This window comes from Pseudomonas sp. LBUM1652, from assembly GCF_059716105.1.
Map to the genome: position 1 here is coordinate 1,931,468 of NZ_CP166804.1, position 24,593 is coordinate 1,956,060.

The 24,593-nt window shown below is 57.9% G+C and carries 20 protein-coding genes; 16 read left to right on the forward strand and 4 right to left on the reverse strand.

Annotated elements, in window-relative coordinates; all coding sequences use genetic code 11:
- Positions 1 to 17 precede the first annotated feature (17 nt).
- Together ACA069_RS08785 and ACA069_RS08790 are read right to left on the reverse strand one after the other, a co-directional pair.
- Complete coding sequence (locus ACA069_RS08785) at positions 18 to 806, reverse strand: MlaA family lipoprotein (RefSeq protein WP_401272091.1); 789 nt, start codon at positions 804 to 806, stop codon at positions 18 to 20.
- The gene (locus ACA069_RS08790) at positions 799 to 2,097 is read right to left on the reverse strand and encodes a serine/threonine protein kinase (RefSeq protein WP_187677426.1); all 1,299 of its coding nucleotides are present in this window, start codon (positions 2,095 to 2,097) and stop codon (positions 799 to 801) included. The genes ACA069_RS08785 and ACA069_RS08790 overlap by 8 nt, the downstream gene beginning before the upstream one ends.
- Positions 2,098 to 2,321: 224 nt before the next feature.
- On the opposite strand from ACA069_RS08790, the gene ACA069_RS08795 reads away from it, so the two are divergent.
- A complete protein-coding gene (locus ACA069_RS08795) occupies positions 2,322 to 2,690 on the forward strand; it encodes a hypothetical protein (protein WP_497617102.1) in 369 nt (122 codons plus the stop codon).
- A gap of 122 nt (positions 2,691 to 2,812) precedes the next feature.
- Here the strand turns inward: ACA069_RS08795 and ACA069_RS08800 are convergent, their stop codons facing one another.
- Positions 2,813 to 4,408, reverse strand: coding sequence for a glycoside hydrolase family 17 protein (locus ACA069_RS08800; RefSeq protein ID WP_497617104.1), 1,596 nt, complete (start codon positions 4,406 to 4,408; stop codon positions 2,813 to 2,815).
- A gap of 287 nt (positions 4,409 to 4,695) precedes the next feature.
- On the opposite strand from ACA069_RS08800, the gene ACA069_RS08805 reads away from it, so the two are divergent.
- The 3 genes from ACA069_RS08805 (at position 4,696) to ACA069_RS08815 (ending at position 7,754) form a co-directional block, all read left to right on the forward strand.
- Positions 4,696 to 5,547 (forward strand): glycine betaine ABC transporter substrate-binding protein, encoded by an 852-nt coding sequence (locus tag ACA069_RS08805; protein ID WP_095190653.1) that lies wholly within the window; start codon positions 4,696 to 4,698, stop codon positions 5,545 to 5,547.
- A 240-nt stretch (positions 5,548 to 5,787) separates the two neighbouring features.
- Positions 5,788 to 6,099 carry a DUF485 domain-containing protein gene (locus ACA069_RS08810; protein WP_187677430.1) on the forward strand — a complete coding sequence of 104 codons (312 nt, stop codon included), beginning with the start codon at positions 5,788 to 5,790 and terminating at the stop codon, positions 6,097 to 6,099.
- Positions 6,096 to 7,754 (forward strand): cation acetate symporter, encoded by a 1,659-nt coding sequence (locus ACA069_RS08815; RefSeq protein ID WP_187677431.1) that lies wholly within the window; start codon positions 6,096 to 6,098, stop codon positions 7,752 to 7,754. Before ACA069_RS08810 ends, ACA069_RS08815 begins: the two co-directional genes overlap by 4 nt.
- A 903-nt stretch (positions 7,755 to 8,657) precedes the next feature.
- Here the strand turns inward: ACA069_RS08815 and gltA are convergent.
- Positions 8,658 to 9,947, reverse strand: coding sequence for a citrate synthase (gltA, locus tag ACA069_RS08820; protein ID WP_003222994.1), 1,290 nt, complete (start codon positions 9,945 to 9,947; stop codon positions 8,658 to 8,660).
- A gap of 361 nt (positions 9,948 to 10,308) precedes the next feature.
- Between gltA and sdhC the strand changes: the two genes are divergently transcribed.
- The 12 genes from sdhC to ACA069_RS08880 all read left to right on the forward strand — a co-directional run bounded on the left by sdhC (position 10,309) and on the right by ACA069_RS08880 (position 24,576).
- Complete coding sequence (gene sdhC / locus ACA069_RS08825) at positions 10,309 to 10,683, forward strand: succinate dehydrogenase, cytochrome b556 subunit (protein WP_034156251.1); 375 nt, start codon at positions 10,309 to 10,311, stop codon at positions 10,681 to 10,683.
- Positions 10,677 to 11,045 (forward strand): succinate dehydrogenase, hydrophobic membrane anchor protein, encoded by a 369-nt coding sequence (gene sdhD, locus ACA069_RS08830; RefSeq protein ID WP_007977503.1) that lies wholly within the window; start codon positions 10,677 to 10,679, stop codon positions 11,043 to 11,045. The genes sdhC and sdhD overlap by 7 nt, the downstream gene beginning before the upstream one ends.
- Before the next feature lie 3 nt (positions 11,046 to 11,048).
- Entirely contained in the window at positions 11,049 to 12,821 is a 1,773-nt protein-coding gene (gene sdhA / locus ACA069_RS08835) for a succinate dehydrogenase flavoprotein subunit (RefSeq protein WP_187677432.1), read from the forward strand.
- Positions 12,822 to 12,832: 11 nt separating this feature from the next.
- On the forward strand, positions 12,833 to 13,537 hold the full coding sequence (locus tag ACA069_RS08840; protein WP_038364054.1) for a succinate dehydrogenase iron-sulfur subunit: 705 nt from the start codon (positions 12,833 to 12,835) through the stop codon (positions 13,535 to 13,537).
- A gap of 251 nt (positions 13,538 to 13,788) precedes the next feature.
- Positions 13,789 to 16,620, forward strand: coding sequence for a 2-oxoglutarate dehydrogenase E1 component (locus ACA069_RS08845; protein ID WP_187677433.1), 2,832 nt, complete (start codon positions 13,789 to 13,791; stop codon positions 16,618 to 16,620).
- A gap of 42 nt (positions 16,621 to 16,662) precedes the next feature.
- Positions 16,663 to 17,880 carry a 2-oxoglutarate dehydrogenase complex dihydrolipoyllysine-residue succinyltransferase gene (odhB, locus tag ACA069_RS08850; RefSeq protein ID WP_497617109.1) on the forward strand — a complete coding sequence of 406 codons (1,218 nt, stop codon included), beginning with the start codon at positions 16,663 to 16,665 and terminating at the stop codon, positions 17,878 to 17,880.
- Positions 17,881 to 17,977: 97 nt separating this feature from the next.
- The gene (gene lpdA / locus ACA069_RS08855) at positions 17,978 to 19,414 is read left to right on the forward strand and encodes a dihydrolipoyl dehydrogenase (RefSeq protein WP_187677435.1); all 1,437 of its coding nucleotides are present in this window, start codon (positions 17,978 to 17,980) and stop codon (positions 19,412 to 19,414) included.
- A 183-nt stretch (positions 19,415 to 19,597) separates the two neighbouring features.
- Positions 19,598 to 20,764, forward strand: a complete 1,167-nt coding sequence (gene sucC, locus ACA069_RS08860; RefSeq protein ID WP_085732277.1) for an ADP-forming succinate--CoA ligase subunit beta — start codon at positions 19,598 to 19,600, stop codon at positions 20,762 to 20,764.
- Positions 20,764 to 21,645: a succinate--CoA ligase subunit alpha gene (gene sucD, locus ACA069_RS08865; protein ID WP_187677436.1), complete on the forward strand. Its 882-nt coding sequence runs from the start codon at positions 20,764 to 20,766 to the stop codon at positions 21,643 to 21,645. Before sucC ends, sucD begins: the two co-directional genes overlap by 1 nt.
- 319 nt (positions 21,646 to 21,964) lie before the next feature.
- Positions 21,965 to 23,278 (forward strand): branched-chain amino acid transport system II carrier protein, encoded by a 1,314-nt coding sequence (gene brnQ / locus ACA069_RS08870; RefSeq protein WP_401269941.1) that lies wholly within the window; start codon positions 21,965 to 21,967, stop codon positions 23,276 to 23,278.
- Positions 23,279 to 23,437: 159 nt separating this feature from the next.
- The gene (locus ACA069_RS08875; RefSeq protein ID WP_497617112.1) at positions 23,438 to 24,175 is read left to right on the forward strand and encodes a DUF599 domain-containing protein; all 738 of its coding nucleotides are present in this window, start codon (positions 23,438 to 23,440) and stop codon (positions 24,173 to 24,175) included.
- Positions 24,175 to 24,576, forward strand: a complete 402-nt coding sequence (locus tag ACA069_RS08880; RefSeq protein ID WP_187677439.1) for an MAPEG family protein — start codon at positions 24,175 to 24,177, stop codon at positions 24,574 to 24,576. The genes ACA069_RS08875 and ACA069_RS08880 overlap by 1 nt, the downstream gene beginning before the upstream one ends.
- Positions 24,577 to 24,593 lie beyond the last annotated feature (17 nt).

The window sequence follows — 24,593 nt, forward strand, 5'->3', positions numbered from 1 at the left end:
TTTTGTGCCTGCCGGTTTTACTCGGCAATCTGCAACTTGCGCGACTCGGTGTACACGTAACGCACTTTCTCGTACTCGAACGGCGAGTTCAGCTGACCATAGCGGAAGCTGGTCTGGTAGCGCTTGTCGACGGCGCGTAGAGCCCAGATTTCCGGGTGGTTGGAACTGACTTCCGAGACATTGAGAAAGTTGATCGCCGATTCGGCGCTGTAGTCCACAGCCAGGCCTGCGGTGTCACGCAGGTTCGACGGGCCTAGGATCGGCAGGACAAAATAGGCGCCGCCCGGAACACCGTAGAAGCCCAGAGTCTGACCGAAGTCTTCGCTCTGGCGCGGCAGCCCCATGGCGGTCGCCGGGTCCCACAGACCGGCGATGCCGATGGTGGTGTTGAGCAACAGGCGTGCGGTGGTTTCCATCGAACGCTGGCCCTTGAACTGCAAGAGGCTGTTCATCAGGTTCGGTACGTCACCAAGGTTGTTGAAGAAGTTGCTCACGCCGGTGCGCAAGAAGCTTGGCGTGATGTAGCGGTAGCCATCGACCACCGGCAGGAACACCCATTGGTCGAAGCGGTAGTTGAAGTGGTAAACGCGACGGTTCCACTCTTCCAGCGGGTCATACACGTTCAGTGCGTTGAGCGTCGAGCGCTCGAATTCGCGCTGATCCAGCCCCGGGTTGAACTTGAGTTTGGACAGCGGTTCCTTGAAGCCGTCACTGTCGACCACCACCGGTGCATTGGCTTTGCTGTTGTCGGCCTGGGCCACGCCTGCACAGAGTAACGCTGCAATCAGCAGGAGATATTTAGCCACGGAAGAACTCCAGCATGGCGTCGCTGTTGACGCGGTAGTTAAGGTTGCCGCAATGGCCGCCCAGTGGGTAAACGGTCAGACGATCACCGAAGGTTTTGCGCAGGAAGCCGAGGTCGCCCGGGCCGAGGATCACGTCGTCGGCGTTGTGCATTACGGCGATTTTCGGGCTGTCGTGCAGGTAATCCTTCAGTGCATACAGGCTGACCTGATCGATCAGTTGCAGCAGGCTGCCGCCGTCGGTGCGCGCGCGCCACATCGGAATCACTTGCTCGGTCAGGTAGCAATCGAAGTCGCATTGCAGTGCACGTTTGAGGAACGGCGTGAGGCTGGTGCCTTGGGTGATCGGGAATTTCGGCGGGGTGATCAGGCCGCGACGGTTGATCAGGTCAGAAGTAAACGCAATATCGGCGGCCGAGAAGCGGAACGAGGTGCCGATCAGCATCGCCATCTGCTCGTTGCTCAGATGCTGCTTGGACTGCTGGAAGTCGTAGAGCAGGGCGTCGTTGAGGTCGATATAACCTTTTTGCTGGAAGTAGCGGGTCAACTTGGTCAGCACCAATTCATAGAACGTGGTGCTGTTGTTGATACCTTTAACTTCGGTCTGCACCAGCTTGTCGAGGTTGGTGATCGAGGTATAGAGATTGACTGGCGGATTGAGCAGCAGGACTTTCTTGAAGTTGAAGCTGCGGCGGGTTTCGTCCAGATGCGCGACGAACGCGGCATCGAGAGCACCAAGGCTATAACCGGTGAGGTAATACTCGGTGACCGGCAGTTTCGGGTTTTGCGCCCGCACGGCCTGCATCACCCGATACATGTCTTCAGCGTCTTCCTTGGTCACGCCCGGAGTGGCGAAGCGCGAGGCTGCACTGATGAAGTCGAAGCTGGTCGGCGACGACAACTGTACGACGTGGTAGCCAGCCTTGTAGTAGAGCTTTTTCAGGTATTCGTTGAGCGTGCTGTCATAACGCGCGCCGGTGCCGGCGATCAGGAAGATCAGCGGTGCTGGCTTGTCCTGCTCGGCGATGCGGTAGGTGAGCTTTTTCACCGGCCAGAAGTTGTCCGGAAGAATGAACTCGCGTTCCGGACGCAAGGTGACGCTGCGGTCCGACTGATTGATGTCGTCGTCCAGCGGCAGTTCCGGGCGCAAGTCCGGCGGAGTCGTGGCGATGGTCGCCTCGAACGGGTTGGTCAGGGGATAGCCATAACTGGCGGCGTCGATATCCACCGCCAGTGCGGACGCACTCAAAATAAGGCCGCTGAACAGCGCGGCGAAGCGCAAGGAACGGAGCATGACTAGATCCCTTAGAGGAAGGTGCCGAATGAAGTTCGCAGGCTATGACCACCGGGGTTGCGCCAAAGTGCCATGCCGCGGCACCAAACAGGCAGAATTCGGAGTAATAGTAGCTGGACGATACACTTTGCATCGCCTGGATGAAAAGTTAACTGTTGTTAGTGCTTGCGTCTGACAGGCCGAAGATTAAGCTGACCGCCGATTTTCGTTGATTGGAGAGTTTCATGTCCCGCCGTTTGCCCGTGATTCTGCTGCTCGTTTTGTTGCCGTTATGGCTGGCTGCCAGTTATGGCGCGCGTTATGGCTTTATGGAAGACGGGCAGTGGGTCGGCATCTGTGTGGATGAGGCCAGCCGTTGGGAGTGTCAGGTGCGCTCGAACCTCGGGCTGATGATTCACTTCATGGTGTTGGGCTGGACGGCGCTGGGTGCGGCGCTGATCGGTTTTGTCTTGCCCGGGCGGGCAGGGTGGTGGCTGGCGGTGCTGGCGCTGGTCTTCGGGTTGCCGGCACTGGCGTTGTACAACACGACGCTGGCGGTGTTTGCGGTGGTGATTGCCGGGTTGCGCCTTGTCCGGGAGTCTCGCAGCGCCTGAAAATCAGTCATCGCGGGCAAGCCCGCTCCCACAGGGATCTGGAGAAACACAACATTTGTGTATGACCCCAAAACCTGTGGGAGCTGGCTTGCCAGCGATGAGGCAGGTACAGGCGCTAAAGGTCAGCGGATGCGAACCCGCAAGCAGCGCCAAAGTGCAGCAGCCATCAACAAACTCACCAGTGCCCAACCCCAGGCCTGCTGATTCAGCAATCCTTCTTCATACAACTGCGGCGCAATGCCGGCCCCGATGATAAAGGTCAGTAGTGCAACCTCCCGACGCGGCACGCTAACCGGGCGGCACAGGTAAACCAGCGCCGGCAGGATGAACACCATGCTCGCAAAGCTGCGATAACGCGCATCGAATACCATCTCCAGCATCATCACCGCCGCCGCGAACCCTGCCGCCGCAACCAGCCAGCCGGCGCGACGTTCCAGCAGATTGAACGCCCGTTCACGCCAACCCGTGCGGGTGCTCAAGGTCAGTGCGGCATGCGCCAACACCAACAGATTCAACGCCGTCAGCAGCCCGACCCACAGCCATTCACTGGCAAATCGTGTGGTCACGCGGGCCAGATCGCCCCACGCACCGATTGAACAAGCGGCGAGGGCGCCCAACAGCGGAAGCACCAGTGCTGATCGCGTCGTGCGAACCCGACCGCCGAGGACCAATGTGCCGAGGAAAATCAAACCGCCGACGGCCAGCCACTGCTTCCAGTACGGTACGTTGGTCACGGGGCCTGCGAGTACACCCTTGTCCTGGCGATCGGCATTGAACAGCCCCCAATAACCGCCGACCGCGCCTTCGCTCGCACGTTTCCATGGTTGATCAAATGCTTCGATGAGGTTGTAACGCCAGCCTTCCTTCTCGGCCATCGCGACAAAGCCACGGATAAACTTGGCTTCGTTTTCTCTGCTCGGCACGGCAGTCTTGCGCTGGCGGCCTTCGCTCGGCCAACCCGTTTCGCCGATCATTATTTCTTTTGGCGCAAACATGCTGCCAAAACTGCGACGAATCGCGGCCACTTGCGACAAGGCCACGTCAACGTTCCATGGATGGTCTTCCCAGTACGGCAGCAAGTGGATCGTTATGAAGTCCACGGCGGGAGCGATTTCTGGATGCCTTTGCCAGAACTCCCATACATCGGCGTAAGTCACCGGCTGTTTAACGTGACTTTTGACCTTGTTTATCAGCTTCACTAATTGCCCGCCGGTAACCTCTTTACGCAGCAGCGCTTCGTTGCCAACGATTACTGCGGTGACCACGTCCGGGTTGGCGTTGGCCGAGGCGATCAGCAGGTCGACTTCCTTCTCGGTGTCCACCGGGTTGCTGTTGACCCAGGCGCCGATCATCAATTTCAGGCCATGTTTACGTGCCAGATCCGGCAGCGCTTCGAGGCCGGTCATGGAGTAAGTGCGGATGCATTCAAAGCGCGTCGCCAACAGGGCGAGGTCGGCGTCCATGCGCTCCGGGCGCAGCTTGAACGGCACGTCGAACGGCGACTGGTCCTTGTCGAATGGGGTATAGGAGGCGCATTGCAACTTGTGCGTCGGGGTGGCAGCGTCCGGCAAAATCAATGGCTTACCGAGGCCATACCAGAAGCCGCCAAGGGCAAACAGCCCGAGCAGGCAGGCGAAGACATAAGGAAGAAAAGCAAAGCGGGAAGTCGCGGACATGGTCAGGCCGAGTGGCTGCAAAGCGACGCATGTTACCTGCAATTAACAGAGGGTTGGTGGCCCGCATGGTTTTGACATGCAAAGTTCGGGCGGATTATTTGGCGTCATTTATATAGACGCGGTTAATGGCCTTCTGATGTCGTTTCTCGTTGCCTTGAGGTCGCTGACAGAGCAGGTCGCCTTGGGCGTCAGGTTGATGATCGAAGCCGTCAGTACTCCACTGATGTCCGGACGAGTTTGCGGTGAGGCGTGATGGGGGCGCTGTGCACCATAACAATACGTTGACGCCGCCCGTCATCCGTCGGGCGCAGCATTTCGGGGAAGTAACGATGAAGATGCGACGACTTTTAGGCGCAGGTGCCGCTCTGGCGCTTGCGATGAGCTCCACTTTCGCCAGCGCTGAAAAACAGACCCTGAACATCGGTTACGTTGACGGCTGGTCCGACAGCGTCGCGACCACCCACGTGGCGGCCGAAGTGATCAAGCAGAAACTCGGCTACGACGTGAAACTGCAAGCCGTCGCCACCGGGATCATGTGGCAGGGTGTCGCCACCGGCAAACTCGACGCCATGCTGTCGGCCTGGCTGCCAGTGACCCACGGCGAATACTGGACGAAGAACAAGGATCAGGTCGTCGATTACGGCCCGAACTTCAAGGATGCGAAAATCGGCCTGATCGTCCCGGAATATGTAAAAGCCAAGTCGATCGAAGACCTGAAAACCGACGACACCTTCAAAAATCGCATAGTCGGCATCGACGCCGGTTCAGGCGTGATGCTCAAGACCGATCAGGCGATCAAGGATTACGGCCTCGACAAATACACCCTTAAAGCCAGCTCCGGCGCCGGCATGATTGCCGAGCTGACCCGTGCCGAGAAGAAAAACGAATCCATCGCCGTCACCGGTTGGGTGCCGCACTGGATGTTCGCCAAGTGGAAGCTGCGCTTCCTCGACGACCCTAAAGGCGTTTACGGCGCTGCTGAAACCGTGAACAGCATCGGCAGCAAGGGCCTGGATGCGAAGGCACCAGAAGTGGCCAAGTTCCTGAAGAACTTCCAGTGGGCTTCGAAAGACGAAATCGGTGAAGTGATGCTGGCGATTCAGGACGGTGCCAAGCCTGATGCAGCCGCCAAGGATTGGGTGGCCAAACACCCGGATCGAGTGGCTGACTGGACTAAATAACCACAACACCGAAATACCCCAGTGGGAGCGAGCCTGCTCGCGAAAGCGGTCTGTCAGTTAACTAAATGTTGACTGGCACGACGCCTTCGCGAGCAGGCTCGCTCCCACATTTGTTTTTGGGCTGCTTGAAATTGGCAAAAGTGTCATGGCGTTCTACTACTAAGGTCGTCTGGAACCTGTCCCGCAGCCGCATACATTAGCTACGTTCCAACAATAATCTGTGCTGCGAGGATAAAAACAATGAACGACAGCATTTACCTCTCGATTCAAAACAGTCCCCGATTCAAGGAGCTGGTGCGAAAAAGGGAAAAGTTCGCCTGGATACTCTCGGCGATCATGCTCGGGCTCTACTCCGGATTCATCCTTCTGATCGCCTACGGGCCACACGTGCTGGGTGCGAAGCTCAGTCCTGAATCCTCGATTACCTGGGGCATTCCTATCGGTGTCGGCCTGATTATCTCGGCCTTCATCCTCACAGCTATCTACGTGCGCCGCGCCAATGGCGAGTTTGACGATCTGAACAATGCGATTCTCAAGGAGGCTCAGCAATGATCCGGCGTCTACTTTCTCTATTGAGCGTTGCAGCGTTCGCGCCTTGTGCCTTTGCGGCTGACGCCTTGACGGGCGCAGTGGCCAAGCAGCCACTGAACATTCCAGCCATCCTGATGTTCGTGGCGTTCGTTGGCGCGACCTTGTACATCACCTACTGGGCCTCGAAGAAAAACAACTCGGCGGCCGACTACTATGCGGCGGGCGGCAAGATCACCGGTTTCCAGAATGGTCTGGCGATCGCCGGTGACTACATGTCGGCGGCGTCCTTCCTGGGGATTTCCGCGCTGGTGTTCACCTCCGGCTACGATGGCCTGATCTACTCGATCGGCTTCCTGGTGGGCTGGCCGATCATTCTGTTCCTGATCGCCGAGCGTCTGCGTAACCTGGGCAAATACACCTTTGCCGACGTGGCGTCCTACCGCCTCGGGCAAACCCAGATTCGCACCCTGTCTGCCTGCGGTTCGCTGGTGGTGGTGGCGTTCTACCTGATCGCGCAAATGGTTGGTGCCGGCAAGTTGATCCAACTGTTGTTCGGTCTGGACTACCACGTGGCGGTGATTCTGGTCGGTGTGCTGATGTGCATGTACGTGCTGTTCGGCGGCATGCTGGCGACTACTTGGGTGCAGATCATCAAGGCTGTGCTGTTGCTGTCCGGTGCCTCGTTCATGGCGCTGATGGTGATGAAGCACGTCAACTTCGACTTCAACATGCTGTTCTCCGAGGCGATCAAGGTTCACCCTAAAGGTGAAGCGATCATGAGCCCTGGCGGCTTGGTGAAAGATCCGATTTCGGCGTTCTCCCTCGGTCTGGCGCTGATGTTCGGTACTGCTGGCCTGCCACACATTCTGATGCGCTTCTTCACCGTGAGCGACGCTAAAGAAGCCCGTAAGAGCGTGCTGTACGCAACCGGTTTCATTGGCTACTTCTACATTCTGACCTTCATCATCGGCTTCGGCGCGATCCTGCTGGTCAGCACCAACCCGGCCTTCAAAGATGCTGCTGGCGCGCTGTTGGGCGGCAACAACATGGCGGCGGTGCACTTGGCCAACGCAGTCGGCGGGAGCATCTTCCTCGGCTTCATCTCGGCTGTGGCGTTCGCGACCATTCTGGCGGTTGTCGCGGGTCTGACCCTGGCCGGTGCTTCGGCGGTGTCTCATGACCTGTATGCCAGCGTGATCAAGAAAGGCAAGGCGAACGAGAAGGATGAGATCCGCGTTTCGAAGATCACCACCATTGCCTTGGCAGTGCTGGCGATTGGTCTGGGTATCCTGTTCGAAAGCCAGAACATCGCGTTCATGGTTGGCCTGGCGTTCTCCATCGCGGCGAGCTGTAACTTCCCGGTCCTGCTGCTTTCGATGTACTGGAAGAAGCTGACCACTCGCGGTGCGATGATCGGCGGCTGGCTGGGGCTGATCAGTGCTGTGGGCCTGATGGTGCTTGGCCCGACCATCTGGGTGCAGATTCTGCATCACGAGAAGGCGATCTTCCCTTACGAGTATCCTGCGTTGTTCTCGATGATCATCGCGTTTGTGGGGATCTGGTTCTTCTCGATCACTGACAAGTCGGCGGCAGCGGACAAGGAGCGGGCGCTGTTCTTCCCGCAGTTTGTGCGTTCGCAGACGGGATTGGGGGCGAGTGGGGCGGTTTCGCATTGATCGCTTGATGCTTGTTTAAACGTTTTGCTGAATGCCCCGGTTGAGAGATCGGGGCATTTTTTGTGGGCGGTTATCGGACTGAGGTCTTTGTGGTTGGTGTTTATTGAGTACATATCCGTTGCTGCGGTAACGGCTTCTTAGGGTTTCGCCCTTACGGCGACTCACTTTTTTTCAAACGCCCAAAAAAGTAAGCAAAAAACGCTTGCTCCTACGTACGGCCCGCTCGCTGGGGCTCGGGGTTCCTTCGCTCCGGGATCGATCCGGGCGCAGCGCCTACGGTTTGCTTCGCTGCACCTCCTCTCGCTGTGTTTGGCTGCGCCAAACGGTCGCTGCGCTCCCACCCCGGATCAATCCCTACACTCAGCCTTCCGACGTCGCCGTGGATCAAGATCAAAAGCTTCACCCGAGCTTGCGCTCATCCTGTTTAGGAGCTGCCGATGGCTGCGATCTTTTGATCTGCTTTGGCTTTGGCTTTGGCTTTGGCTTTGGCTTTTGATCTTTTGCCCCTTCGGCAGGCCGAGTGAAGGTGTTCATCAGGGGGGTAGGCGCGAAGCGCCGTGCGGCGAAGCCGCATTCATCGAGAGGAGGTGCAGCGAAGCAAACCGTAGGCGATGCCCCCTGATGGACACCGTAGCGAGGGAACACTGAGCCTCAGCGAAGTGCCGAACGCCGGGGCAAAGCCTTTTGGGTTACCTTTTCGCTGGGCCGGCATTCCGGCGTTTGGAAAAGGTGACTCGCTGTAAGAGCGAAACCGCCAGCAGCAGCTACTCAAAAAACGGATATACACCTGATTCCAAAAAACCAGTCGGCCCACAGGCCGATTCGGCCCAATAAACAAAAACGGCCCCTATATAAATAGAGGCCGTTCCCGATACAACTCAAGACGTTATCGCAAGACAAGTCTTATTTGCGGTCTTCCAGCTTGGTAATGTCGCGCGACTCGTAGCCGGTGTACAGCTGGCGCGGACGGCCGATCTTGTACGGGCTGGAGAGCATTTCTTTCCAGTGGGAGATCCAGCCGACAGTACGAGCCAGCGCGAAGATCACGGTGAACATGCTGGTCGGAATGCCGATCGCCTTGAGGATGATCCCCGAGTAGAAGTCGACGTTCGGGTACAGCGAGCGTTCGATGAAGTACGGGTCGGTCAGGGCGATCTCTTCCAGGCGCATGGCCAGTTCGAGTTGCGGATCGTTGTTGATGCCCAGTTCCTTCAGTACTTCGTCGCAGGTCTGCTTCATTACAGTCGCGCGAGGATCGCGGTTCTTGTAAACGCGGTGACCGAAGCCCATCAGTTTGAACGGATCGTTCTTGTCCTTGGCCTTGGCGATGAACTTGTCGATGTTGGACACATCGCCGATTTCATCAAGCATGGTCAGAACGGCTTCGTTCGCACCGCCGTGGGCAGGGCCCCACAGTGCGGCGATACCGGCAGCGATACAGGCGAACGGGTTGGCACCCGAAGAGCCTGCCAGGCGCACGGTGGAAGTCGATGCGTTCTGCTCGTGGTCGGCGTGGAGGATGAAGATCCGGTCCATGGCCTTGGCGAGCACCGGGCTGATCGGTTTGATCTCGCACGGGGTGTTGAACATCATGTGCAGGAAGTTTTCCGCGTACGTCAGGTCGTTGCGCGGGTACATCATGGGTTGGCCCATGGAGTACTTGTAAACCATCGCTGCCAGGGTCGGCATCTTGGCAACCAGGCGGATCGCGGAAATTTCGCGATGCTGCGGGTTATTGATGTCCAGGGAGTCGTGGTAGAAGGCCGAGAGGGCGCCGACTACGCCGCACATGACGGCCATCGGGTGGGCGTCGCGACGGAAACCGTTGAAGAAGGTTTTCAGCTGCTCGTGAACCATGGTGTGGTTCTTGACGGTGCTGACGAACTGGGCCTTCTGTTCTGCTGTCGGCAGTTCGCCGTTGAGCAGCAGGTAGCAGGTTTCCAGGTAGTCTGACTTTTCAGCCAGTTGTTCGATCGGGTAGCCGCGGTGCAACAGAATGCCGTTGTCGCCGTCGATATAGGTAATCTTCGATTCGCACGAGGCGGTCGACATGAAACCAGGGTCGAAAGTGAAGCGGCCCGTGGCCGTCAGGCCCCGAACATCGATTACATCGGGACCAACGGTGCCGGTTAAAATGGGCAGCTCGACGGGGGCTGCGCCCTCGATGATCAACTGCGCTTTTTTGTCAGCCATGTGGCCTCCTATTTATGCTTAACCATCAGACAGACCCCCCACGCAGGGCCCGCACCACTATAGTGAGATAAATTCGAATGTCAATTTGCCTAAAGTCTTGCTCCAGAAGGCTTTAAGCGCACTTTTTCCTCGAAATTGCCTGCCATTTACGCCTTTTATTGAACTTGTGCAATCAGCTATTGGGGGTAGGTGATTGCGTTGTCATTAGTAGCCTAACTGTCTATACTCGGCCACCGACCGCCAAGGGCTTTTGGGCCTGCTTTATTGGGGGTCGCATCCCTGGGTGGTGGTTACCTGACCAGTGCACTCCCCAACAACTTTGCCCTGATTGTTAGGGGCTCTTCAGTGTGAAAAAAAAGCCGTGAAAAGCCAACGACCTGTAAACCTAGACCTAAGGACCATCAAACTCCCCATCACCGGCGTTACGTCGTTTCTTCACCGTGTTTCCGGCATCATCCTCTTCCTGGGTATCGGCTTCATGCTTTATGCATTGGGCAAGTCTCTGGGTTCCGAGGAAGGTTTTGCCGAAGTGAAGGCATGCTTGACCAGCCCGCTGGCCAAGTTCGTAGCATGGGGCCTCCTGTCCGCTCTGCTGTATCACCTGGTAGCCGGTGTGCGCCACTTGATCATGGATATGGGCATCGGTGAGACGCTGGAAGGCGGCCGCCTGGGCTCGAAAATTATCATCGCCGTTTCGGTGGTGTTGATCGTTCTGGCAGGAGTTTGGATATGGTAACCAGCGTTACGAACCTTTCGCGTTCGGGCCTCTATGACTGGATGGCGCAACGTGTGTCTGCGGTTGTTCTCGCGGCTTATTTCATTTTCCTGATCGGATACCTTGCAGCGAATCCGGGCATTGGCTACGACCAGTGGCACGGCCTGTTCGCCCACAACGGGATGCGTATCTTCAGTCTGCTGGCCCTTGTTGCTCTCGGCGCTCACGCCTGGGTCGGCATGTGGACCATCGCGACCGACTACCTGACGCCAATGGCGCTGGGCAAGTCCGCGACCGCAGTACGTTTCCTTTTCCAGGCAGTATGCGGCGTTGCGATGTTCGCTTACTTCGTCTGGGGTGTGCAGATTCTCTGGGGTATCTGAGTCATGGCTAACATTCCAACGATTTCTTTCGACGCCATCATCATTGGTGGTGGCGGTGCCGGCATGCGCGCTGCGCTGCAACTGGCGCAGGGCGGTCACAAGACTGCCGTGATCACCAAGGTTTTCCCGACCCGTTCGCACACTGTATCCGCCCAGGGCGGCATCACCTGTGCAATCGCGTCCGCTGACCCGAACGATGACTGGCGCTGGCACATGTACGATACCGTCAAGGGTTCCGACTACATCGGTGACCAGGACGCTATCGAATACATGTGTCAGGAAGGCCCGGCTGCCGTTTTCGAGCTGGACCACATGGGTCTGCCGTTCTCGCGTACCGAGCAAGGCCGTATCTACCAGCGTCCGTTCGGCGGTCAGTCCAAGGACTACGGCAAGGGCGGCCAGGCTGCACGTACTTGCGCCGCTTCCGACCGTACCGGTCACGCACTGCTGCACACTCTGTATCAGGGCAACCTGAAAGCCGGTACTACGTTCCTGAACGAGTACTACGCTGTCGACCTGGTGAAAAACCAGGAGGGCGATTTCGTCGGTGTGATCGCGATCTGCATCGAAACTGGCGAAACCTCCTACATCCGCGCAAAAGCCACCGTATTGGCTACCGGCGGTGCAGGCCGTATCTACGCGTCCACCACCAACGCCCTGATCAACACCGGTGACGGCGTCGGCATGGCTCTGCGTGCTGGCGTGCCGGTACAAGACATCGAAATGTGGCAGTTCCACCCGACCGGCATCGCCGGCGCTGGTGTACTGGTTACAGAAGGTTGCCGTGGTGAAGGTGGTTACCTGATCAACAAGCACGGCGAGCGTTTCATGGAGCGTTATGCTCCGAACGCCAAAGACCTTGCCGGTCGTGACGTGGTTGCTCGCTCGATGGTTAAAGAAATCATCGCCGGCAACGGTTGCGGTCCGAATGGCGACCACGTAATGCTCAAACTCGACCACTTGGGCGAGGAAGTGCTGCACAGCCGTCTGCCAGGCATCTGCGAACTGTCGAAGACTTTCGCGCACGTTGACCCGGTGGTTGCGCCGGTTCCGGTTGTTCCGACTTGCCACTATATGATGGGCGGCGTTGCCACCAACATTCATGGTCAGGCGATCACCCAGAACGCCGACGGCGTGGATCAGATCATTCCTGGTCTGTTCGCTGTAGGTGAAGTGGCTTGCGTATCGGTTCACGGCGCCAACCGTCTGGGCGGCAACTCGTTGCTCGACCTGGTGGTATTCGGCCGCGCTGCCGGCCTGCACCTGGAAAAGGCACTGACCGACGGCATCGAATACGACGACGCTACCGAAGCCGATATCGAAGCGGCCCTGTCGCGCCTGAACTCGCTGAACAGCCGCACTGATGGCGAAGACGTGGCAACCCTGCGTCGTGAGCTGCAAAGCTGCATGCAGAACTACTTCGGTGTGTTCCGTACCGGCGAATACATGCAGAAAGGTATCGCTCAACTGGCCGATCTGCGTCAGCGTATCGCTAACGTGAAGATCAACGATAAGTCGCAGGCTTTCAACACTGCACGTATCGAAGCGCTGGAACTGCAAAACCTGCTGGAAGTGGCTGAAGCGACTGCCATCGCTGCCGAAGTGCGTAAAGAGTCCCGCGGCGCGCACGCCCGTGAAGACTTCGAAGACCGTGACGACGAAAACTGGCTGTGCCACACCCTGTACTTCCCGGGTGACAAGCGCGTCACCAAGCGTGCCGTTAACTTCTCGCCGAAGACTGTTCCGACTTTCGAACCGAAAGTCCGGACTTATTAAGGGTGACCGCCATGTTGCAAGTCAGTGTTTATCGCTACAACCCTGATCAGGACGCAGCGCCGTTCATGCAGGAATTCCAGGTCGATACCGGTGGTAAAGACCTGATGGTGCTGGACGTGCTGGCCCTCATCAAAGAGCAGGACGAAGGTTTCTCCTATCGTCGCTCTTGCCGTGAAGGTGTCTGTGGCTCCGACGGCATGAACATCAACGGCAAGAACGGTCTGGCCTGCATCACGCCACTGTCCGCCGTTGTAAAAGGTAACAAGTTGATCGTTCGTCCTCTGCCAGGTTTGCCGGTTATCCGTGACCTGGTCGTCGATATGAGCATCTTCTACAAGCAATACGAGAAGGTGAAGCCTTACCTGCAGAACGACACGCCGGCTCCGGCCATCGAGCGTCTGCAGTCGCCAGAAGAGCGTGAAAAGCTCGACGGTCTGTACGAGTGCATCCTGTGCGCTTGCTGCTCGACCTCTTGCCCGTCCTTCTGGTGGAACCCGGACAAGTTCCTGGGTCCAGCCGCTCTGCTGCAAGCCTATCGCTTCCTGGCAGACAGCCGTGACACCAAGACCAACGAGCGTCTGGCTTCGCTCGATGACCCGTTCAGCGTATTCCGCTGCCGGGGCATCATGAACTGCGTCAACGTATGTCCGAAAGGCCTGAACCCGACTAAGGCCATCGGTCACATCCGTAACATGCTGCTTTCGAGCGGCGTGTGATTCAGCTGCTGTAACCGCTGTACCGTAGAGGCTGTGGCGCGGGCTTCAACCCGCGTCATGGCTATAACCAGAGCAGTAGTCACAAGCTGCAGCTCTTATTTTGAAGAAATGAGACAAGCAGGGGCATCCGGGCTGGTACCCGGACTATCAGTGTGATCCTAAGTGGCTTGTTTTAGTCGCTGCATTCGGACTTCTGCAAGTTTGCTCGGTGTCGACACCGATGGTGTTCCCCTAACCGAGGGTGACCAAGCATGCAAGAAAGCGTGATGCAGCGCATGTGGAACAGCGCCTACCTTTCAGGTGGAAACGCTGCCTATGTGGAAGAGCTTTATGAGCTCTACCTGCACGACCCTAACGCTGTGCCAGAAGAGTGGCGCACCTACTTTCAGAAGTTGCCTGCCGACGGCAACTCTGCCACTGATGTTTCGCACTCGACGATTCGCGATCATTTCGTGCTGCTGGCAAAGAACCAGCGCCGCGCTCAACCGGTTTCCGCCGGGAGCGTGAGCAGTGAGCACGAGAAGAAGCAAGTTGAAGTGCTGCGATTGATCCAGGCCTACCGTATGCGTGGCCACCAGGCAGCCCAGCTTGACCCGCTGGGACTGTGGCAGCGTCCTGCACCTGCAGACCTGTCGATCAATCATTACGGCTTGACCAATGCCGATCTTGATACGACCTTCCGTGCCGGCGACCTGTTCATCGGCAAAGAGGAAGCGAGCCTACGCGAAATTCACGAAGCGTTGCAGCAGACATATTGCCGCACCATCGGCGCTGAATTTACGCATATCACCGATTCCGAGCAGCGCCAGTGGTTCCAGCAGCGTCTGGAAAGCGTGCGTGGTCGTCCGACGTACTCCGCCGACATCAAGAGCCACCTGCTTGAGCGCGTGACTGCCGGTGAAGGTCTGGAAAAATACCTGGGCACCAAATACCCGGGCACCAAGCGTTTCGGTCTGGAAGGCGGCGAAAGCCTGATTCCGATGCTCGACGAACTGATCCAGCGTTCCGGTTCCTACGGTACCAAGGAAGTCGTCATCGGCATGGCCCACCGTGGTCGTCTGAACGTGCTGGTCAATACCTTCGGCAAGAACCCGCGTGAGCTGTTCGACGAGTTCGAAGGCAAGAAGAAGGTCGAGCTGGGTTCCGGTGACGTTAAATACCACCAGGGCTTCTCCTCCAACGTGATGACCGCCGGCGGTGAAGTTCACCTGGCCATGGCGTTCAACCCGTCCCACCTGGAAATCGTTTCCCCGGTGGTCGAAGGTTCGGTTCGCGCCCGTCAGGATCGTCGTAACGATTCGACCGGTGAGAAGGTTCTGCCGATCTCCATCCACGGTGACGCGGCATTCGCCGGTCAAGGCGTGGTCATGGAAACCTTCCAGATGTCCCAGACCCGCGGTTTCAAGACCGGCGGTACTGTGCACATCGTGATCAACAACCAGGTCGGTTTCACCATCAGCAACCCGCTGGACTCGCGTTCCACCGAGTACGCCACCGACGTTGCCAAGATGATCCAGGCGCCGATCCTCCATGTGAATGGTGATGATCCGGAAGCCGTGTTGTTCGTGACCCAGTTGGCCATCGACTATCGCATGCAATTCAAGCGTGACGTGGTAATCGATCTGGTCTGCTACCGTCGTCGCGGCCACAACGAGGCCGACGAGCCAAGCGGCACCCAGCCTCTGATGTATCAGCAGATCACCAAGCAGCGCACCACCCGTGAGCTGTACGCTGATCGTCTGACTCAGGACGGTACGCTTGATGCAGAGCGTGTTCAGGCGAAAGTCGACGAATACCGCAACGCGCTGGACAACGGTCTGCACGTAGTGAAAAGCCTGGTCAAAGAGCCGAACAAAGAGTTGTTCGTGGACTGGCGTCCGTATCTGGGCCACGCCTGGACTGCGCGTCACGACACCCGTTTCGATCTGAAAACCCTGCAGGAACTGTCCGCCAAGCTGCTGGAAATTCCGGATGGCTTCGTGGTTCAGCGCCAGGTTGCGAAGATCTACGAAGACCGTCAGAAGATGCAAGCCGGCGGCCTGCCGATCAACTGGGGTTACGCTGAAACCATGGCGTACGCGACCCTGGCGTTCGAAGGTCACCCGATTCGCATGACCGGTCAGGACATCGGCCGCGGTACGTTCTCGCACCGTCACGCTGTTCTGCACAACCAGAAAGACGCTGGCACTTACGTTCCGCTGCAGCACCTGTACGACGGTCAGCCACGCTTTGACCTGTACGACTCGTTCCTGTCGGAAGAGGCCGTTTTGGCGTTCGAATACGGCTACTCGACCACCACGCCGGATGCGCTGGTGATCTGGGAAGCCCAGTTCGGCGACTTCGCCAACGGTGCCCAAGTGGTTATCGACCAGTTCATCACCAGTGGCGAGCACAAGTGGGGCCGTCTGTGCGGTCTGACCATGCTGCTGCCGCACGGTTACGAAGGTCAGGGTCCTGAGCACTCCTCGGCACGTCTGGAGCGTTACCTGCAGCTGTGCGCCGAGCACAACATTCAGGTAGCCGTACCGACCACGCCTGCGCAGATCTACCACTTGCTGCGTCGTCAGGTGATTCGCCCGCTGCGCAAACCATTGGTCGTGCTGACGCCGAAGTCGCTGCTGCGCCACAAGCTGGCCATCTCGACTCTGGAAGATCTGGCCGAAGGTTCGTTCCAGACCGTTATCCCGGAAATCGATGCTCAAGACCCACAAAAGGTCGAGCGCGTTGTTCTGTGTAGCGGCAAGGTCTACTACGACCTGCTGGAAAAGCGCCGTGCCGAAGGCCGTGACGATATCGCCGTCGTGCGTATCGAGCAGCTGTATCCATTCCCTGAGGACGACTTGATTGAAGTCCTGGCTCCGTACACCAACCTCAAACATATCGTTTGGTGTCAGGAAGAGCCGATGAACCAGGGAGCCTGGTACTGCAGCCAGCACCACATGCGCCGCATCGTTGGCAAACACGACAAATCTCTCGTACTTGAGTACGCGGGCCGTGATGCCTCCGCTGCACCTGCTTGTGGTTACGCATCGATGCACGCCGAGCAGCAGGAAAAACTGCTGCAAGACGCGTTTACCGTTTAATGCCTTCGCGCACTTGAAACCGAATTTAAGGAACTACAGATAATGGCTATCGAGATCAAAGCCCCCACTTTCCCGGAATCGGTTGCCGATGGCACCGTTGCCACCTGGCACAAAAAACCGGGCGACGCTGTCAAGCGCGACGATCTGATCGTTGACATCGAAACCGACAAAGTCGTACTGGAAGTGCTGGCTACTGCTGATGGCGTGCTGGGCGCAATCGTCAAGAACGAAGGCGACACCGTTCTGTCCGACGAAGTCCTGGGCTCGATCGAAGCGGGCGGCGCTGCTGCCGCAGCTCCAGCCGCTGCTGCTCCGGCCGCTGCTGCTGCACCTGCTGCTGCCGAAGGCGAAGACGATCCTGTCGCTGCTCCGGCTGCTCGCAAGCTGGCTGAAGAGAACGGCATCAACATCGCTTCCGTTGCCGGCACCGGCAAGGGTGGTCGTGTGACCAAGGAAGACGTGGTTGCAGCTGTTGCTGCCAAGAAAGCCGCTCCGGCTGCCGCGCCTGCCAAGGCTGCTGCTCCTTCGGCTGCCGCTCCTGTGTTCGCCGCTGGCGACCGCATCGAGAAGCGCGTACCGATGACCCGCGTTCGCGCCACTGTGGCCAAGCGTCTGGTTGAAGCGCAATCGAACATGGCGATGCTGACGACTTTCAACGAAGTAGACATGACCGAAGTCATGGCCCTGCGTTCGAAGTACAAGGATCTGTTCGAGAAGTCCCATAACGGCGTGCGCCTGGGCTTCATGTCGTTCTTCGTCAAAGCAGCTACCGAAGCGCTGAAACGCTTCCCGGCTGTCAACGCGTCGATCGACGGTGGCGACATCGTTTACCACGGCTATGCGGATATCGGCGTTGCCGTTTCCAGCGATCGTGGTCTGGTAGTACCGGTTCTGCGTAACGCCGAGCTGATGAGCCTGGCTGAAATCGAAGGCGGCATCGCCACTTTCGGCAAGAAAGCCCGTGACGGCAAACTGTCGATGGACGAGATGACCGGTGGTACCTTCACCATCACCAACGGTGGTACCTTCGGTTCGATGATGTCGACCCCGATCGTCAACCCGCCGCAGGCAGCGATTCTGGGCATGCACAACATCATCCAGCGTCCTATGGCCATCAACGGTCAGGTCGTTATCCGTCCGATGATGTACCTGGCACTGTCCTACGATCACCGTCTGATCGATGGCAAAGAAGCTGTGACCTTCCTGGTGACCATCAAGAACCTGCTGGAAGATCCGGCTCGTCTGTTGCTGGATATCTGATAGAAGCAGTCGCGGGTTTCAAGTTTCAAGCTGCAGGAAAGGGCAGCTTGGCTTGGAGCGCGCGGCTTGAAGCTTTTCGCTAAAGAGGAATTTTTGAATGTCGCAGAAATTTGACGTAGTAGTGATCGGTGCTGGCCCTGGCGGCTACGTAGCAGCCATCAAGGCCGCGCAGCTGGGTCTGACCACTGCCTGCATCGAGAAGTACACCGACGCCGAAGGCAAGCAAGCCCTGGGCGGCACCTGCCTGAACGTCGGCTGCATTCCTTCCAAGGCGCTGCTGGACAGCTCCTGGAAATACAAGGAAGCGAAAGAAAGCTTCAACGTTCACGGTATCTCGACCGGCGAAGTCAAAATGGACGTCGCGGCGATGATTGGCCGCAAGGCTGGCATCGTCAAGAACCTGACCGGCGGCGTTGCCACCCTGTTCAAGGCCAACGGCGTTACTTCGATCCAGGGCCACGGCAAACTGCTGGCTGGCAAGAAAGTCGAAGTCACCAAGCCAGACGGTTCGGTTGAAGTCATCGAAGCTGAAAACGTCATCCTGGCTCCAGGTTCGCGTCCTATCGACATTCCACCGGCTCCGGTTGATCAGAAAGTCATCGTCGATTCGACTGGCGCACTGGAATTCCAAGCCGTACCTAAGCGTCTGGGCGTGATCGGCGCTGGTGTGATCGGTCTGGAACTGGGTTCGGTGTGGTCGCGTCTGGGTTCTGAAGTAGTTGTCCTGGAAGCTCTGGACACTTTCCTGATGGCAGCGGACACCGCTGTTTCCAAGGAAGCGCTGAAAACCCTGACCAAACAGGGTCTGGACATCAAGCTGGGCGCTCGCGTCACCGGTTCGAAAGTGAACGGCGACGAAGTCGTTGTCAGCTACACCGATGCCAACGGCGAACAGACCATCACTTTCGACAAGCTGATCGTAGCCGTTGGTCGCCGTCCGGTGACCACTGATCTGCTGGCTGCCGATAGCGGCGTGACCCTGGACGAGCGCGGTTTCGTGCACGTTGACGATCACTGCGCCACCACCGTACCGGGCGTTTTCGCCATCGGTGACGTGGTTCGCGGCATGATGCTGGCTCACAAGGCTTCGGAAGAGGGCATCATGGTTGTCGAGCGCATCAAGGGCCACAAAGCCCAGATGAACTATGACCTGATCCCTTCGGTTATTTATACTCACCCGGAAATCGCGTGGGTTGGCAAAACCGAGCAGGCCTTGAAAGCTGAAGGCGTTGAAGTTAACGTCGGCACCTTCCCGTTCGCCGCTTCCGGCCGTGCCATGGCCGCCAACGATACCGGTGGTTTCGTCAAGGTCATCGCTGATGCCAAGACTGACCGCGTATTGGGCGTGCACGTGATTGGCCCGAGCGCTGCAGAGCTGGTTCAGCAGGGCGCGATCGGTATGGAATTCGGCACCAGCGCTGAAGACCTGGGCATGATGGTTTTCTCCCATCCGACCCTGTCTGAAGCCTTGCACGAAGCTGCTCTGGCTGTGAATGGCGGCGCCATCCACATTGCCAACCGCAAGAAGCGTTAAGACACAATAAGAAACCACGGCGGTAACGGCCCGTCGTGAGCCTTGCGAGCAAGTCTCACCGCGGAATGTCCGCTGGACGCAGTCTTGCGTAGCTCAGCTACGCAAGCAGCAGTCACAGGTGGCGCGGCACTCATAAAGAGCGCAGCGCCGAATGCGCAGTACCTAACGAAGACGGTAAAAAGCATGAATCTTCACGAGTATCAGGGTAAGCAGCTGTTCGCTGAATACGGCCTGCCAGTTTCCACTGGTTACGCAGTAGACACCCCGGAAGCAGCAGCAGAAGCTTGCGACAAGATCGGCGGCAACGAGTGGGTTGTCAAAGCCCAGGTTCACGCCGGTGGTCGCGGTAAAGCGGGCGGCGTTAAGCTGGTTCGCAGCAAAGAAGACGCCAAAGCCTTCGCACAGCAGTGGCTGGGCAAGCGTCTGGTGACTTACCAGACTGACGCCAATGGCCAGCCAGTCACCAAGATCCTGGTTGAATCGTGCACTGATATCGCTAAAGAGCTGTACCTGGGCGCTGTCGTTGACCGTTCGAGCCGTCGCATCGTGTTCATGGCTTCCACCGAAGGTGGCGTGGACATCGAGAAAATCGCTCACGACACTCCAGAAAAAATTCTGAAAGCCACTATCGATCCACTGGTTGGCGCTCAGCCATTCCAGGGTCGCGAGCTGGCATTCCAGCTGGGTCTGGAAGGCAAGCAGGTTGCTCAGTTCGCCAAGATCTTCGTAGGTCTGGCCAAGCTGTTCAAGGATCACGACCTGGCTCTGCTGGAAGTGAACCCGCTGGTGATCAAGGCTGACGGCGATCTGCACTGCCTCGACGCCAAGATCAACATCGACGCCAACGCCATGTACCGTCAGCCTAAGCTGAAGACTTTCCATGATCCGTCGCAAGACGATCCGCGCGAAGCGCACGCTGCCAAGTTCGAACTGAACTACGTAGCGCTGGAAGGCAACATCGGTTGCATGGTCAACGGTGCTGGCCTGGCCATGGGTACCATGGACATCGTCAACCTGCATGGCGGCAAGCCAGCCAACTTCCTCGACGTAGGTGGTGGTGCAACCAAAGAACGCGTTACCGAAGCGTTCAAGATCATCCTGTCCGACACTAACGTCGCTGCAGTACTGGTCAACATCTTCGGCGGCATCGTTCGCTGCGACATGATTGCCGAAGGCATCATCGGCGCTGTGAAAGAAGTCGGCGTGAAAATCCCGGTTGTTGTTCGCCTTGAAGGCAACAACGCTGAGCTGGGCGCTAAAGTACTGGCAGAAAGCGGTTTGAACATCATCGCTGCTACCAGCCTGACCGACGCTGCTCAACAAGTTGTCAAAGCTGCGGAGGGCAAATAATGAGCGTCCTGATCAATAAAGACACCAAAGTTATCTGCCAGGGTATTACCGGTTCGCAAGGTAGTTTCCACACCCAGCAAGCCATCGAATACGGCACCAAGATGGTTGGCGGCGTAACTCCAGGCAAAGGCGGCACCGAGCACCTGGGTCTGCCAGTGTTCAACACCGTTAAAGATGCTGTAGCTGCCACCGGCGCTACCGCCAGCGTGATCTACGTTCCGGCTCCTTTCTGCAAGGATTCGATCCTGGAAGCGGCTTTCGGCGGCATCAAGCTGATCGTCTGCATCACCGAAGGCATTCCTACCCTGGACATGCTGGACGCTAAAGTTAAGTGCGACGAGCTGGGCGTAGTCCTGATCGGCCCTAACTGCCCAGGCGTGATCACCCCAGGCGAATGCAAGATCGGCATCATGCCTGGTCACATTCACTTGCCAGGCAAGGTCGGTATCGTTTCCCGTTCCGGCACCCTGACCTACGAAGCTGTAAAGCAGACTACTGACGCCGGTTTCGGTCAGTCGACTTGCGTCGGCATCGGTGGTGACCCGATCCCGGGTTCGAACTTCATCGACATCCTGAAGCTGTTCCAGGAAGACCCGAAGACCGAAGCGATCGTGATGATCGGCGAGATCGGCGGTTCGGCTGAAGAAGAAGCGGCTGCCTACATCAAGGCACACGTGACCAAGCCGGTTGTTTCCTACATCGCTGGTGTGACTGCTCCTCCGGGCAAGCGCATGGGCCATGCTGGCGCAATCATCTCTGGCGGCAAAGGCACTGCAGACGAGAAATTCGCTGCGCTGCAAGACGCAGGTGTTAAAACCGTGCGTTCGCTGGCAGACATCGGCAAGGCCCTGGCCGAGCTGACTGGTTGGCCTGTCAAGTAAGCCTCGCGCTTAACTGACGCTTTACCAAACAAAGGCCACCTTCGGGTGGCCTTTGTCGTTTCCGGCATTCGAGGATTTATAGACTTGCCCCCAATTACATGCAAAAACGCGACACGGAAACGTCGCGTATCGGATAGTTCGCCCTCTAACAGTGCGTTTGTGAGTCAAATTCGTTAGGCTAGCAGCCATTTTTGCGTCTGCCGCCCACAAGGCATGCAACGCGCTATACGGGTCAGTCCCATACGGATCGACAGCATTTCCCTAATCCCACAGGGCAATTCCCCTCTAAATTCCGATTCAGTAGTGTGGTATTTCCTTAATGAAAGTTTTGAAAGGTCAGGACATCCTGGCACTTGGTTTTATGACGTTTGCCCTGTTCGTTGGGGCCGGTAACATCATCTTCCCGCCTATCGTCGGTTTGCAGGCCGGACCTCACGTCTGGATGGCCGCGCTGGGCTTTCTGATCACGGCGGTCGGTCTGCCGGTGGTCACAGTCGTCGCGCTGGCCAAGGTTGGCGGGGCGATGGATGCGCTGAGCAGCCCGATCGGCAAGATCGCCGGCGGCATTTTGGCTGCTGCGTGCTACCTGGCGGTCGGCCCGTTGTTCGCCACCCCGCGTACCGCGACCGTGTCGTTCGAAGTGGGGCTGGCGCCGCTGACCGGCGAAAGTCCGCTGGCGCTGTTCCTCTACAGCTCGGTGTACTTCCTGCTGGTGTTCTTCATCTCGCTCTACCCGGGCCGTTTGCTCGACACCGTTGGGCGTTTCCTCGCGCCGCTGAAAATCATCGCGCTGGCGGTACTCGGCATCGCCGCGTTCGCCTTGCCGGCCGGTGATATCGGTAGCGGTACGCCGGAATACGTGGCAGCACCGTTCTCCCAAGGCTTCATCAATGGTTACCTGACCATGGATACCCTGGGCGCGCTGGTGTTTGGCATCGTCATCGTTAACGCGATCCGCTCCCGTGGCGTCGAGTCACCAGCGCTGATCACCCGTTACGCGATCATCGCTGGCCTGATTGCCGGTGTCGGTCTGGCGCTGGTGTATGTCAGCCTGTTCCGTCTAGGTTCCGGCAGCCACGAAGTCGCGGTCGGTGCCACCAACGGCGCTGCGGTACTGCACGCTTACGTGCAACACACCTTCGGTTCGTTGGGCAGCGGTTTCCTTGCGGTGCTGATCTCGCTGGCGTGTCTGGTGACGGCGGTCGGTCTGACCTGCGCCTGTGCTGAGTACTTCAGCCGTGTGCTGCCACTGTCCTACAAGACGCTGGTGATCATTCTGGCCGCGTTCTCGCTGCTGGTGTCCAACCTTGGCCTGACCAAGTTGATTGCGTTCTCCATCCCGGTGCTGACCGCGATCTATCCGCCATGCATCGTGTTGGTGGCCCTGAGCTTCTGCAAAGACTTCTGGCATGAACACGGCCGTATTCTTGGCCCGGTGATGCTGGTGTCGTTCCTGTTCGGCACCATCGACGCGCTGAAAGGCGCCGGTCTCGCTGACTGGATGCCTTCGCAGCTGTCTCATCTGCCGCTTAGCGAGCAAGGCCTGGCGTGGCTGGTGCCGTGCGTAATGACTCTGGTGGTCGCGGTAGTCTGCGATCGCGTGCTGGGCAAGCGCAGCGAAGCCATTGCCTGACGTTTCCTGACTCGCCACAAGCGGGTCTTGAACGCTTAAACAGAAATGCCCCGTATCAATCGATACGGGGCATTTTTTATGGGCGTCAGGCAGTGTCTTTTTTCCTGAGCTAACGTCGAAGGGTTGCTTAGATTCCGCATCTACATCACAAGGAACCGCATGTCGTTCATCCAAGCCAACCTGATTCACCTGCTCGCCGCCGTCTGGTTCGTCATCTGCTGGGGCGGCTACACCCGTTATGCCACCTGGAAGGCCCGTGATACAGCGTGCCTGGCCAGCGTCCTGCACCTGTATCGCGAGGACTGGATGCGCCGTATGTTGCTGCGTGACAACCGTATCGCCGACGCCAGCGTGATCGGCAACCTGGAGCGCAACGCCTCGTTCTTCGCCTCCAGCACACTGATCATCCTCGCCGGTATTCTCACTGTGCTGGGTGCGTCTGAACGGGCGGTGTCGTTGCTGGCGGACATACCGATGGTACAGCAGGCGTCGCAGGGCATGTCGGAGATCAAGTTGCTGTGTCTGGCGCTGGTGTTTGTCTACGCGTTCTTCACCTTCAGCTGGTGCATGCGCCAGTACAACTTTGCGGCGATCCTGATCGGCTCGGCGCCCATGATCGGTGAGCGTCAAGTCTCGGAGCAGGAGCGCAAGGCCTTTGCTTCGCGGGCGGCGCGGGTGATTTCGATGGCAGCCAACCAGTTCAACTTCGGCCTGCGCTCCTACTACTTCGGGATGAGCATGCTGGCCTGGTTCGTCAGCCCATGGTTGTTCATGATCATGAGCGCCGGCGTGGCCGTCGTCTTGTATCGCCGCGAATTTCATTCCGACGTTCTCGATGTGATGGTCTATACCCCTACAGAGGCGCCCATCCCCGAGGCGAACAAAGAGGCCGTTTGATGAGTATTCCGTTCTGGTGTGTGTTTATCAGTGCGCTGTTGATCTATATCGCGCGCATGCCGGTGGGCAAAGCCATGAAAGAGCAGGGCGGTTACAACAACCACCTGCCGCGCCAACAGCAGGCGCAACTGACCGGTTATGGCGCAAGGGCGCTGGCGGCCCACCAGAACAGCATCGAAGCGTTCATCCTGTTTGCCGTGGGTGTACTGATGGCGCACACCACGCAAACCCAAGGGTGGTTGATTGATGCCTTGGCGATTATTTTCGTGATCGCACGGATTATCTACTTGTGGTTTTACCTGGCGGATCTACCCAAGCTTCGCAGCTTGGTCTGGCTGGTCGGCTTAGTGTGTTCGTTGTTGCTGATGATTAGTCCGACTTTTAGAACCGTGTTGCTCTAAGTCGACAGTACCGATAA